At 51.6% G+C, this 13791-nt stretch carries 9 protein-coding genes; 5 read left to right on the top strand and 4 right to left on the bottom strand.

Annotated features, from left to right (window positions below; all coding sequences use genetic code 11):
- Positions 1–52 precede the first annotated feature (52 nt).
- On the bottom strand, positions 53–1903 hold the full coding sequence (locus ABI361_10395) for an ABC transporter permease subunit (protein ID MEO9321073.1): 1851 nt from the start codon (positions 1901–1903) through the stop codon (positions 53–55).
- Positions 1904–2038: 135 nt separating this feature from the next.
- Here ABI361_10395 and ABI361_10400 point away from each other — a divergent pair, with 135 nt between their 5' ends.
- Positions 2039–2425 carry a hypothetical protein gene (locus tag ABI361_10400; GenBank protein MEO9321074.1) on the top strand — a complete coding sequence of 129 codons (387 nt, stop codon included), beginning with the start codon at positions 2039–2041 and terminating at the stop codon, positions 2423–2425.
- A gap of 59 nt (positions 2426–2484) precedes the next feature.
- On the opposite strand, the gene ABI361_10405 is transcribed toward ABI361_10400, so the two are convergent.
- Positions 2485–2931, bottom strand: coding sequence for a CBS domain-containing protein (locus tag ABI361_10405; protein MEO9321075.1), 447 nt, complete (start codon positions 2929–2931; stop codon positions 2485–2487).
- A 650-nt stretch (positions 2932–3581) separates the two neighbouring features.
- Here ABI361_10405 and kdpA point away from each other — a divergent pair.
- The 3 genes from kdpA to ABI361_10420 are packed head-to-tail and all read left to right on the top strand — an operon-like array spanning position 3582 to position 7914.
- The gene (gene kdpA / locus ABI361_10410) at positions 3582–5207 is read left to right on the top strand and encodes a potassium-transporting ATPase subunit KdpA (GenBank protein MEO9321076.1); all 1626 of its coding nucleotides are present in this window, start codon (positions 3582–3584) and stop codon (positions 5205–5207) included.
- Between the two features lie 22 nt (positions 5208–5229).
- On the top strand, positions 5230–7422 hold the full coding sequence (locus ABI361_10415) for an HAD-IC family P-type ATPase (GenBank protein ID MEO9321077.1): 2193 nt from the start codon (positions 5230–5232) through the stop codon (positions 7420–7422).
- 48 nt (positions 7423–7470) lie between these two features.
- A complete protein-coding gene (locus tag ABI361_10420) occupies positions 7471–7914 on the top strand; it encodes a potassium-transporting ATPase subunit C (GenBank protein MEO9321078.1) in 444 nt (147 codons plus the stop codon).
- A 172-nt stretch (positions 7915–8086) separates the two neighbouring features.
- Here ABI361_10420 and ABI361_10425 read toward each other — a convergent pair whose 3' ends face one another.
- Positions 8087–9961 (bottom strand): cbb3-type cytochrome c oxidase subunit I, encoded by a 1875-nt coding sequence (locus ABI361_10425; GenBank protein MEO9321079.1) that lies wholly within the window; start codon positions 9959–9961, stop codon positions 8087–8089.
- 16 nt (positions 9962–9977) lie between these two features.
- Positions 9978–10736 carry a hypothetical protein gene (locus ABI361_10430; protein MEO9321080.1) on the bottom strand — a complete coding sequence of 253 codons (759 nt, stop codon included), beginning with the start codon at positions 10734–10736 and terminating at the stop codon, positions 9978–9980.
- Between the two features lie 255 nt (positions 10737–10991).
- Here ABI361_10430 and ABI361_10435 point away from each other — a divergent pair, with 255 nt between their 5' ends.
- A complete protein-coding gene (locus ABI361_10435) occupies positions 10992–13775 on the top strand; it encodes a PQQ-binding-like beta-propeller repeat protein (GenBank protein MEO9321081.1) in 2784 nt (927 codons plus the stop codon).
- The last annotated feature ends 16 nt before the right edge of the window (positions 13776–13791 follow it).

A 13791-nucleotide genomic window follows, 5' to 3' on the forward strand; every position in this document is an offset into this window, starting at 1 on the left:
CCTGAAAATCATCCCGACGGCATCCCCTGCATAAATCTAGCTGTTGTAGTGATTAACCGCTCATGCTGTACTTCTGGATAACTTTGCGGTAGATTCTCCTCCATACTAGGTTGTTGACAAGTACAATTACTGTTACCATGACTGACACTATCATGAGAATGAGTACGGTGTTGCCGAGGCTGTAGGCTGCAGTATCCAGGAGCGACCCCAAGCCCAGAACAGAGTATGTCTTGCTGCCATAAACAAGGTATTCCGAAACAATCAGGGCATTCCATCCCCCTCCCCACGCAGTAATGCTCCCGGTCACAAGCGAGGGGAAGATTGAGGGAAACAATACCCGCCGCCTGTACTGCGATTTTGAACACCTAAAGGCAGCTGCAGCCTCCTCAAGGTCGCCGGATATCGAGCGGACGCCTCCTATCAGGTTGAAGAGCATGTACCACTGCATTCCGGTAAGTATCAGAAGTATCGACGGAAACTCCAGACCGCCTGGAATTACGTTGACAAGTACCGCCATGAAGGGAAAGAAGGCAGTCGCCGGAATGGACGCGAACGTCTGAATGACTGACATGGTCCGCGGGAAATTCTTGCCCCTCGCAATCTTGATTGCCACAGGAATCGTCCATGCGAGCGTAATTAGGTAGGCAGCCGCGAGCCGGAGGTACGAGAAGAGGAGAGCCGTCGGGATTTCGGAAACCGCCTTCGCAGTGGCCGGATCTTCAAACAGGGATGCGTACATTTTGTATAATCCCGCCAGCGATTGGGCAATCTTGTCAATCTCTGTAAGTACCAAAAGGGCGACACCAGCCGTGACTACGGCAACCACGGCCTTTCTATAATGCCGGAGGCGGCCGGCACCAACAAAGTCTAGGGAGCGATGCATCCTGCTGAACAGCTTTTGCTCAAATCGATAAATAGAGGATGAGGTCTTCTCAACGAACGCAAGCGACCTATCTCGCAGCACTACCTGCCGCGGGTTTTTCACGAGGACATCCGCAAGGCTTGCAACCGGAAAGAAGACCCTGCTGATAGTATGCCTGCCTGCAGAAGAAAGGGAAAGGTTGAGGTGGAGCGCTTGGGTGTGAGTAGCGGTTTCTGACGAAGAAGAGTACTCGTACCTAAACCTGTTGGCAAATGCCTCGAGCGGCCGCCAGAACACTACGTCTATCATCAGGATTATCGCAATAAGCGTGCCAAGCCCGGCAAAGGCTAGCAAGTACTGGCCCTCTGATACGGCGGAACCGAGCAGGCTCCCGAGGCCCGGCAAAGTGTAGGTCTTTGAGCCGAGTGAAATTATCTCCGCAGCGGTAAGAAAATACCAGCCCGCCGACCATGACAGGATGCTGTTGTAAATCAATTTGGAGGTGGCAGCAGGGATGTATAGCCGGCGCAACAAGAGTGCGGGGTTTGCACGGAAGGCCCTCGATGTTTCCTTCAAGTCAGCCGGTATCAGCAGCACTGATTCATACACCGAAAAAATCATGTTCCACACCATGCTGGAAAATATGAGAAATATCGCGGCAAACTCTATTCCCGCTTGACTTCCGTTAAAGATTGCAATGAAAAATGCAATTGCGACCGGGAAGAATCCCAGTATCGGGATGGACTGAAATATGTCGATAATGGGGATGATAATCTTTGCTGCACGAGGCCTCGTACCAGCGGTGATACCGATTGCCAGGGCGACAATAAAGGAAAGGCCGAGAGCTGCAAACATCCTGTAGACCGAGGCAATGGAATCAAAGACAAGAGTCGAAATGTTCGGGGAAGCGCCGGTTTGTGTCGAATCATCTGCGAATGCGTTTGTAGGGCATGCCAAAAACGAGATCGTGATAAGAACCAGCGCGGCGGCAGGCAAGACTGGCTTCAATAGGTAAGAAGGAAAGGCCTGCCTAGCTACCACGGCATTGCTCTGGATGTACCCTTCCAAATGTTTTTGCAAGGTGACGAAAGAATGTTTTACGCAAAGCCCTGGGTTTTGCGCGAAACTAGTACTCAAACCACTAAACCTGATTGGTGCCGGCGATGTGTTTGGTCAATGAACGACCGAAAGAATGCGGGAAACAATGATTGCAAGAACCTAATGAACGAAACAAGGGCAAACCCCCAGTATGTCGATGCAGGCCCGGACGATGTCTATCCCGGCGAAGTCTTTGATTCGTCGAAATACGATGCCATGAGGGATTTGACCGAAGGTTCAACCATCGACCTGGCAGACGCGCCAATTCTCAGGAGCTCTTCTCAGACCGTCGATCCTCGGATGGTCAGCAATACCGGTGTGGAAGCTACCAAAATGGCCACATCCAACCCGCCAGCAAGGATTAGCCCAATGGTGACGGAAGAGCGCGCCAGGACCATCAGACAGGCAAACGAAGAGATTCATGACAACAGACTTGCGGCCGAGTGGACGAAGGAAAGCTCGTAAGCCTGCGAAAGGCGTCTATCCACAACTGCGAGCTGCTATTGCAGGACACTTTCCCACCTCTATCTGAAACTTATCGCAGTCCCAAGCGAGCGATATCGCTTGTAGTCGTCGGATAATATCTTTGAAAGGTTCTTTGCTATGTCGGTAACCGAAATGACGCCCGCCATTGTTCCGTCGTCTTCGACAAGCACAATCCGCTTTACTTTGTTCTTTACCATCATATTGGCAACAGTGTCAACTGAATCGTATGTTTTGGCCGTTATCACGGGCGAGGTCATTATTTCTCCTGCAGGAGTCTCGTCGGCGCGCTTTTTTGATTTCGCCACAAGCCTGAGTATGTCACGTTCAGTGACTATTCCCTCGGGTCTGCCGCCGCTGTCTACGACAACCACGGAGCCCACTTTGTTCTTGAGCATGACCTTGACCGCGTCAAGAGCTGTGGGCGTAAAATTTCCACGCAACGTGATGACGCCTTTAGGCGACATAATTTCGCTGACTGCGCTCATTATCGCAAAATAAATTCACGGCAGAAATAAAGCTCTCGGTAAAGAGTATAATGTCGGATCTTTTCATCCGCGCAGGCTCGTGGCTCAAAATTAGGATGCGTAAATCAGTATAATTAGATGCAAAGGCTGAGGCTTTTATCAATCTGCTTCCAGCACCAGTGAAAAGGCTGGCGGCCAGGCTAACATTGTGCAATTCCTGCCGAATTCCACAAGCTCCTCGTCCGGACTGACGTCTTGTCAAAGATAGTTTCAATCCAAGTGATAAAACGCCCAAGATGTCAGTTTTTATGTATTTTTTGCATTAGTCGAATACCTGCCGCATTCGACTTTGATGAGCAAAACCGGGCATTCAAATTGGTACAGAAAAAATGCCACAATCGTCGAAATTCTTCAAAACAGCCAACCCTGCCATCGGACTGACGAAGTTGAGCGTGATTTTCGTCAAGAAGGCGAACTGTCAGTCAAAATCAAAAGCAAGTTTACTATCACTTCTTTTTGACTGATGCAAAACGAGAAGAGAAATTAATGCATGTTGTAAATATGAATGCAAACGGTGTAATATAGTAAATTAATTGCGTTTTTCGGAAAAGCGATGATTTAAATCTATAGTGGGTGATGCAATGCCGCGATTCGGTGTAGAGTGACCGTATGTGGAACCTATAATCCAGTTGATCGCCGCAATCGGCGGGACGCTCGGACTGTCTGTGCTCTTCGGCCTGTACATGGCAAGAATGATCTCGTACGAATCTAGGCCTATTGAAAGAACCCTTGCCAAGGTCGAGAGCGGCTTTTACAGGCTGATTGGAATTGATGCGACCAAAGGAATGACCTGGAAGCGCTACTTCATTGCAATATTGGTTACGGATGTTTCCGCCGGCGTCATACTGTTTCTGATCCTAACTTTTCAAAATTATTTGCCAACTGCGACGCCGGGAATCGCAGGACTGGCCCCCGATCTGGCGTTTCACACCGCTGTCTCGTTTATGACAAACACCGACCTGCAGCATTACAATGGAGATCAACAGCTCACCGTATTTTCGCAGATGGTGGGGCTCACCTTTCTGATGTTTATCGCGCCCGCAACTGCAATTTCCTCCGGATTTGCTTTTATCCGCGCGTTTATTCGAAGGAATTTCGGCCTCGGAAACTTTTACGTGGATATGATAAGGGTGACAGTCACCCTTCTGCTTCCGGTTTCGTTCATCTCGTCTCTCATACTGATTTATGCTGGAGTTCCGCAGACGCTGCAGCCCTCACTTTCGTTTAATGACCTTGAGGGAAAGCCGCAAACAATTACGATGGGTCCAGTCGGGTCGCTGGAATCGATAAAGGAACTTGGCCATAACGGCGGCGGTTATTTTGGCGCAAATTCTGCACATCCATTCGAGAATCCTAACGGCCTTACAAACGTGTACGAGATTATGCTGATTCTTGTCATTCCACTGGCATTCCCCATAGCATATGGAAAACTCGTCGGCTGGGGTAGAGGGATCTCAATTCTCATCACCATGCTTATTGGCTTCGGCTTGATGCTGGGCATCGCATTCTACCAACCCAGTGGCCCCACAGGACTTGACACGCGGTTTGGCAATTTCGGAAGTGTCCTTTTCAACGTGGCATCGGTTGCGACGAATACCGGGGCAGTCGCATCAGCCCTAACAGGAATGTCTCCCGCTGCCGTAACTTCGCTGTTCCTTGGTATGTTCGTTCAGGCAATACCGGGTGCTGCTGGCGTCGGGATGATGACCATGATGATGTACGTAATCCTGAGTCTCTTCATTGTTGGCCTGATGGTTGGCAAGACTCCTGAATTCATGAGCATGAAGATTAGCTCAAAGGACGTTAAACTCGCGGTCTTTATCTTTCTATTACATCCCGCGCTCATCCTGATTCCGACGGCGCTTGCGTTTACTACAGGAAACGCGCAGGCAGTCACAAGCTCGCCCAACAACAAAGTCTCGGCAATTGCGTACACCGAAGTGCTTTACGAATTTACATCGTCTGCTGCAAATAATGGCTCCGACTACCTTGGAACAAGCGCGAACACTCTGTTCTTCAACTGGTCCACGGGGCTGGTGATGTTCATAGGCAGATTTGCGCCGCTGGGACTAATGATGGCACTTGCCGGATCATTTACAACAAAGGAAAGGAAAGAAGCCCCCGAGCCAATCAAGACACAGGGGCCGCTGTTCATAACCGTCCTGCTAATCATGACGTTTCTTCTGACAGCACTTACCTTCTTCCCATTCATCGTGATAGGGCCGTTTTCGCTGTGAGGGGTTGGGAGTGAGCAGGAATATGGATCAGCAAAAACAGGAAAAAAATGGCATGACAGCCCAGAGAAGATCTGTCATAGACCCGTCGGTTCTAATTGATTCAATTCTAAAGCTGGACCCGAGGTATCTGGCAAAGAACAACCCGGTAATGTTTGCAGTAGAGATGGTATTCTTTCTTATTCTTGGAATCACCGCTTTCCCAGACGTCTCTCCCAAGTTTGTCACTGAGAGCCAGACTCTGTATGCTGAAGTGGCTGTAATACTAATTCTGACTGTCTGGTTTGCGACATTTTCAGAATCACTTTCTGAAGCTCAGGCAAGGGCAAGGGTCGACTCGCTCAGAAGCCTGGAAAAAGAGGTGACGACGCGAAAGCTGGTAAACGGCAAGGAGGTTATGGTGACATCAACTACGCTCAAACCAGGCGACGAGGTAAAGGTGTTTGCTGGAGAAATAATTCCCCGAGATGGTCTTGTTGCTGAAGGCAAGGCGTTCATTGACGAATCCATGATGACTGGAGAATCAAATCCTGTCTTCAAGGAAAAGGGCGACCATGTGCTTGGCGGCACAAGGGTAGCAAGCGACAGCATTATCGTCGAGATTACTGCCGAGGCAGGGCGAAGTTTTCTCGACGATATGGTAAGACTTATCGAGAGCGCAACAAGGCCCAAGACACAAAATGAAATCGCGCTTACTATCCTTCTCTCCGGCCTCTCGCTGATATTCATTATGGTCATTGGCAGTCTGCCATTCATGGCCAACTACCTTGGCTACACCATGGACGTCGCGATGCTAGTCACGCTATTAGTTGCGCTCATGCCTACAACCATCGGTGGGTTGCTTCCCGCAATAGGGGTCGCTGGAATAACGCGGCTTGGAAAAGACAACATCGTTGCAAAATCCGGCAAAGGCATTGAAGCCGCGGGAGACTGCGACGTGCTGATACTGGACAAAACGGGCACTATCACCGAAGGGAGCAGGGGTGCAATTGCCTTTGTGCCGCTGGAAAAGTACTCAGAAGAAGATGTGGGACAGGCCGCCTTTGCTGCCTCAATCCATGACACGACCCATGAGGGTAAAACGACCGTTGATCTTGCGGAGCAGAAAAAGTTTGTTCCTATAAACGCGATGGAAAATCTGTTAACCGCAAAGTCAATCGAGTTTACGGCAGAAACTGGCTACAGCGGGATTGAGATTATCCCTGTCAGAAAGGGGGCAATGCTAAGCAAGGAGCACAGCGAAGCGGTAGCATCCGTCAATAGAGCTATTGGAAATGGAGTCAATACAAACCAGGATTCAGCATGCAAGGTCAACGGGATGATCCAGCAGCTCGCAGACCTAAATGCTGGTGGAAGAATTCTCAAGGGATCTGTTGATTCCGTTTTGCCGCTCGTCAAGAACGTCAACGAAGCGGAAGTGAGGTGGAAGGCGCAAGAAATCTCCAAGTTTGGCGGGACTCCATTGCTGGTAGCCGTGGGACAGGAGGCAATTGGCCTGGTCTCGCTGAAAGACCAGCTCAAGGAGAACATCAAGAAGAAACTTGACGAGGTGCGGGCCACTGGCATTGCAACTGTAATGATTACCGGCGACAACAGGCTTGCGGCGCAGGTCATCGCCAAGGAGGCGGGTGTGGACGAGGTGATGGCCGAGGCAAAGCCAACCGACAAACTCAGGCGAGTCCAAGAAGAGCAGGTAAAGGGCCATGTCATTGGGATGGTTGGCGATGGCACCAACGACGCGCCCGCGCTCGCAAAGGCCGACGTGGGACTTGCAATGAACAGCGGAACCTCGGCCGCAAAAGAAGCAGCAAACATGGTGGACTTGGACTCCGACCCGTCAAAGATCCTCAAAGTAGTAAAGCTGGGAAAACAGCTGCTCATGACGCGCGGCGCTATCACCACTTTTAGCATCGCCAATGACGTTGCCAAATATTTTGCAGTCCTTCCTGCAATGTTCAGCGCATCAAACCCAAAGATGCAGGCTTTAAACATAATGCAGCTTCATAGTCCCGAGACCGCAATACTGTCAACGCTAATCTTTAACGCAATAATCATCCCCGCGCTTATCCCGCTTTCACTCCGGGGCGTCAAGTTCAAGCCGGAACCACCTCAAAAGACCTTTGTCAAGAACATGGTAATTTACGGGCTCGGCGGAATAGTGCTGCCTTTTGTTGCGATAAAGGGCATAGACCTTGTGCTCTCGGCATTTATGAGGTGATAATAGCTGGCAAAACAAAACAAGTACTGGGAAATTTTTGCCCCCGCGATCAAGGTCGTGATTCTCATGCTGGTTCTGACCGGCATTGCATATCCGCTCAGTCTACTTGTCATCGGGCAGGAGGCGATGCCTACAATGGCAAACGGGAACATTATCAACCTAAACGGCAAGCCTATCGGTTCGTCGCTAATTGGGGAGAACTTTACCTCGCCAAAATTCTTCCATTCAAGAGCGCCTTCGGATTCGGCGTCAGGAGTGGACCCAGACATTACTCCTAATGACGCATACTCACAAGTTCAGAATGTAAGCCAGGCCACGGGAATCCCTGTCAATCCGATAAAGACGCTGATAAGATTGAACATCGAGGAGAACAAGTCGCAAAACCTGGCGGCCTTTGCGCCTGACTACGTTAACGTGCTCCAGCTCAACCTTGACCTGATGGACCAGTACCCACAGCAGTATGGGGAATTCCTGAACAGCACGCAGAAGTGATATTGTTGGATTCAGAAATAATAGCAGCATTCATTCTTACGCTTGCCGTGTCGGCCGCGGCCCTGACGTATTCGCTTCTAAAGGCTGAAGACCAGCCCAAATAGCCGAGAATGGTCGATCCTGCAGGTTCTGATAACCAGCCAAGGCCAGAATGCTTATTCTGCCAGCGGCTTTATGCCGCTTCAGAGTTTGTTTTTTGCCGGGTAGAAACTTCCGAAGATTCAGCCTGACCAATCCAGTTCTGCGCTGCGCTCCCAGCCGTTCCTGATGGGTAAGAGTTTTGTTGTCTGGCATCCAGCGGTGATGAAGGTTCTCCGATTGTCGTCTCGCCTAACGCGCTCTTTCTTGACCTTGCAAGCGTTCCAAAGAAATTGTAAACAAATACTAGCTGCGCAAAGCCTACTGTTAACGCAAAGAACAGCAACCATGGCAGCGCCCATGAGAACTCGTCAGGGACTACTGCCTCCCTTCGGATAAAGCCTGCAAACCCAAGATAGGTAAACATCAGGGCAAGGCCAAACCCTCCAAAGACGGTCAGTCCGAGATGTATATAACCGAGTCCTGGGCTTAGACGCCTCTTTGTAAGGGCAGGAACGACGGAGTAGATTATTCCAAGGCCAAGTAGCACGCTTCCCATCAGGAGCACAAGGTGGATGTGCCCGACGACATTTAGCGTGTTATGTAGGTACGCATTCGTGCCCCACCACCCAGTCTCCACTCCCGTAAAGCCCCCAAAAGCCCAGCCCGCTATTCCGGCCACAATAAACACCGAGGTGATGTTCCACCTTATTCTTGACCTAAAGATGTACATCATTATTGTCATGATGGTCAATCCTGACGGAAACACTATGCCAAAACTCGATATCTGCGAAAGCGTCTGGAGCCACACAGGATTTGGCAGGTCCTGGTACAGGTGGTGTGAAAAGACTCCCATTGTAAACATAAAATAAAACGGCCATGGTCTGTACGCCCATCTGTCATACGGCACTATTTTCCTTGCATACCTGGGGATGAAATAGTAGGCTGCTCCAAGGAACGAAAAGAGCGTAAAGTATACTATCGGGTGACCAAAAAACCACCATGCGTCCTTTGTGAGAAGCCAGTTTATCTGAAAATTTGGATTCATGAGATAGGAATACCCGTTGGCAAGCTGGATAAAGAGGCCAATGTTTCCTAGCAGCTGGACAAGCGAGTTTACGAAAATTCCGACGACAACAATTGATACTGCGGGCACGTGTCTCCTTTTTTGAATCGGGAGCCACGCCGAAATTCCAAGAACCGACGCCCAGCGAACAGCTGACGGGATATTTACCGAGTCCAGATAGTCCGGCGAGCCATGATCAGCGCCTGTGTCGGAAAGAGGGACGCTTTCTCTAGGTCCTGCCTGGCGCAGTTCTGCAGGCGAACTGGAAGCAGTAGTCGTTGCCTTGTGGCGAGAGCTGTAGTCCTCCTCGCTGCGCTGCACGCCGGCCGCAATCTTGCCAGTTAGCACAGTTGCAATTACGTCTAGCGAGAACAGCGTCAAGGAAATTCCAATGAGGGTGTCTGCTGCCAGAAAAATTGCAGCGGCTAGGGTGGACCAGCCTCCGTTGCCCGGATGAAAGGGCAGGGGCATAAGGTCATACCATCCTCCTCCAAAGAGCATGACTCCTGACAGGATAAGCAATATCGCCCCGGAATTCATCGTGATAAACGACCAGACTGCCACCTTCATGCTCCTTAGCGGCTTTTTCGCAAACTTGCTGAGGAGATAGTAGCTCAGCCCGAGGACAAGCATCGACGCAAACCCAAAGAACATGAGCTGACCGTGAACGGTAAGAGCGGCATAGAAAACGCCGGCGGTCTGTTGCGCATTGCCCGAAGCAAGCAAGACCTTTGACTGGATCACGCGCATTACTATCGCAAGCGAACCGGCGATGACAAAGTAAATAATCGCCGAGACGATAAACATCGTGACAAGATTGGAAAGCTCTTTTGTGATCTCGTAGCGCGGAATCGGACTCTCTTCATCTTTGTATTTTTCACTTTTCCGGTCAAGGCTCGCCATTGCTATTCCTCCACTTTCAAGAAGCGTAGATGGTAACCTGCGAGACCATGAAGGGGTGGTTCCAGCCGCAGTACTCAAGACATCTTATCGTATATGTGCCCGGCTTTGTGAAAGTGTAGTAGGCAACATTGTCAAATCCCGGAACTACTTGCATCTGCATCAGCGGGCTATCCATGCTCTTGTTGCTTGCAAGCACCGAAAAACCATGGTTGACGTCGATGGATCTTGCAACGAACTTGACTGTCTCATTTACCTTGACATGAACCTGCTTTGCAGCTCCGTTAGGGCCTGTGGCCTGTTCAAAGGCGCTTGCGCCGGCATGCGCCGGTTTTGCCTCGGCAGCTGGCGTCTGCTGCGACCAAGTCGGACCGGTGCCGTAGCCTCCATCCTCTAGCATCCAGAACCACTGACCTGCCGTAACGTATACTGTGTGGACATGCGAAGGGTCAGACATTGCCTCCGAGTATGCAGCCGGGGGCATCCATGGGAGCCCGAGAGTCCAGAGCCACACGAGCATCCCTGCAACGAATATGGCCCAGTACCTCTCCGCGTGGTACTTGTTGAGCTTGTACTTTAACGAGTTCTCTCCCTGCAGCGCGGCGTGCTTTGTAGACAGCGCAACATAGACAAAGAAACCGGTTGCCAGAATAATCGCTGTTGTCAGAACTTGAACCAGCCAGGGAACGCCGTACCCCCAGTCTGCCGCAAGACGAACGTTTGCAAAAGCATTTTGCGCCAAGCTTGTAGCGGCGAAAACAAGGTGATCAAATACCATTCAGCAAACCACCGCTGACCAATTCAAAAAACGCGGTGCGCCTTTGTATTAACGAATTTGCAACCAATATTCTATGGGTTGCTTACCAAACAGCCGTACTTGTCGCGCTGAAAGTGTCGGGTTTTCAGCGTCTCCTAAAGGATGGCCATGTCAGGGAAAGTATTATACCGAAAACTTACACAGAACAAGAACGTACGAAAACTAACAATAACAACGGTTTGCTATGCGTTAATACTTTAAGAGACGAGCTTTGTTGTGGTTTCTCTTTCTTCACAGGTCATGCTTGGAATCGGCATTGCATTGGCCGCAGCAGCTATTGCTTCAATATTTGTCACCACTGCTGCAGGACAGAATCAGAATTCTGGCGGCCAGCAGCAGCCCCGATCATCCGGATCAGGGGGACAGACTCAGACTTCCTCGAGTTCCAACTCTTCTCAGTCGAGCTCAGGCAGCGGAGCGACATCCACGATAACGATCGTGCAGGGCGCGGCCTCGCAGCAGGGCCAAAAGTCCTACGACCCAGATCCGGCAAATGTTCAACCCGGTTCAAAGGTGACATGGCAGAACAAGGATTCTGCCCCACACACCGCGACAGCCGATGATAACTCGTTTGATACGGGCACTATACAGCCCGGAGCCACAGGTCAGGCCATGATAAAAAGTCAGGGCAAGATTCCCTATCATTGCACTATTCATCCGTTTATGCATGGAACACTGCAAGCCGGCCAGGGTGGCGGGAGCGGCGGCAACAACAGTTCGACCACATCCGCAGCCCAGCAAGGAGACTCGTCATCTTCTAGTACGTCAGGCAATACTTCTGGCAGCGTCCAAGCCGGGGGATCCGGCTCTTCAGTCGTCCAGGCTCTGAAGCAGACAGACGACTCCCTTGTCAAGGCACTTCAGCTGTCACTCCAGCAGATGGGCAGCGGAGGAGCTTCCGCAAGCCAGCAGCCATCGCAAACTGGCGCCTCTTCCAATCAGTCTACAACTTCAGCAGCATCGCAGGGTAACCAGAGTTCTGCAGGCTCGCAGCAGTCAGGCGGCAGTACAAGCACCATCGAGATACCACAGGGGGCTGTCTCTGCAAAGAGTGGCGGCTATTACGCACCTGCCTCCGCCAAGGTCTCAGCCGGGAAGGTGACATGGGACAACAAGGACAGCGTTCCCCACACCGCGACAGCCGACGACAACTCGTTTGACACCGGGACAATAGAGCCCGGGGCCTCCGGCTCGGCAACGATAAAGGCTGCTGCGGGCAGCGGATCCATATCCTACCACTGCACCATCCATCCGTGGATGAAGGCAACGCTCACGCTCGGTGCAGGCGGTACGAACGGTTCGGGCAGCAATAATCAGACCTCCACTTCGTCAGCCTCGGGCGGACAGCAGAACCAGACAATGAGAAAAACCGCAACCGTTTACACCCTGGTCCCGCCGGCAGCATCTACCTCGTTTGGTACTGAACCCGAGCACAAGAACGACTGGGTGACAACCTACCACGATATCTATGGCACAAGGTCGAGTCAGCAGACAATCATTGGAAAGGATAACGTCAACCAGCTTCAGGCAAAGTGGATTTTCCACAGCGATTTCCCGATCGAAAGCCCCGCGCTGATTGTCGGTGACAGGGCGTATGCGATAGACAATGCAATGCGCGTCTTTGCAATCGACATGAGCAACGGCTCTAACCTGTGGATGTTCGACCCCGGCGTGGCAGGCCAGCAGAGCCAGCAGCTTCCACGGGGTACGTTTGCCCACGGCATAACTTACGACAACGGAGTCATTTTCGCCCCGACAGGAGCTAATGCCACAGTGGTGGCGCTAAACGCAACAGACGGCAAACTCATGTGGCAATCGGCGGCCATAGGTGATCCTACCTTGGGCTACAGGGAGCCTGCGCCTCCTATAGTCTGGAAGAACTATGTGATAGCTGGTTCCGCACTTGGAGACGAGCCTCCCTTTGGCGCTCTACAAGGCAGGATCGTAGCGCTAAACAGGACCAATGGAGACGTGATCTGGAACATGTCGACCACCGCAGGTGCATGGGTCCACGGCGACAATTCCACAAAGAACGGAGGATCTATGGTATGGTCGGGCGGTTCACTTGACCCGCACAGCGGCATACTCTACATCCCAACCGGCAATTCCTCTCCAGACTTTAACGACACTGGCAGGCCGCGTCCGAACAACTATACCAGCTCCATTATTGCAGTCGACGTCAAGAGCGGACACATGCTCTGGGCAACGCCGTTTGTAACAGACGACACTCACGACTGGGATACGGCTTGGGGCACGAGCATAGCCAATGTAACGGCACTAAACAGCACGAGCGGGCTAAATTCGAGCGAGCAGCTGGTCATGGGACAGACCAAGCGCGGCGACCTCTTTGCACTTGACTCAAGCAATGGAAAGGTTGTGTGGAATGACACGGTGGGCGTGAAGTACAATATCGATGCCAAGCCGTCAGCGCAGGGCAGCGGAACTGTTTGGCCGGGGACTCAGTACGGAGTGGAAGCATACCATGCAAATGACAACAGCACGGTTTACGCGGCCGTAAGCAACATGGGCTTTAACTTTTTTGTCCACGGCTCAAGCGGGAACGTCGTACCGGCCTTTGACTCGATAAAGAACGGGGTGGGGAACGGGACAATAACTGCCGTGGACATGGCCACAGGCAAAATAAAGTGGGTGCACCCGACGGACTTTCCGACGTGGGCTTCCCCCGCGGTTAGCAACGGAGTTGTCTTTTCCGGCCACATTACAGCCACGGGAACACCCTATTCGTACAACGACTTTGGCGCGCCTTCCAAAACGCCACTGAACCCGTCAGGTGTCGTGATAGCACTTGACAAGGATACGGGCAAGGAGCTGTGGGAGTTCAACGTTGGTGCGCCTCTCGGAGTCGGCGGGCCATCTCTCGGACACGGGATGCTGCTGGTGACAACCGGAAGTCCGGCCGAAGTCGAGGCTAACAAGGGAGGAGACATTGTAGCCTTCGGGCTGCCGTCCACGAGTCAGACTACAACCGCCAGCAAGTAACAGGAAACGGGGAGCT

Origin of the sequence: Nitrososphaera sp., from assembly GCA_039938515.1 — an archaeon.
Taxonomy (GTDB): Archaea; Thermoproteota; Nitrososphaeria; order Nitrososphaerales; family Nitrososphaeraceae; genus Nitrososphaera.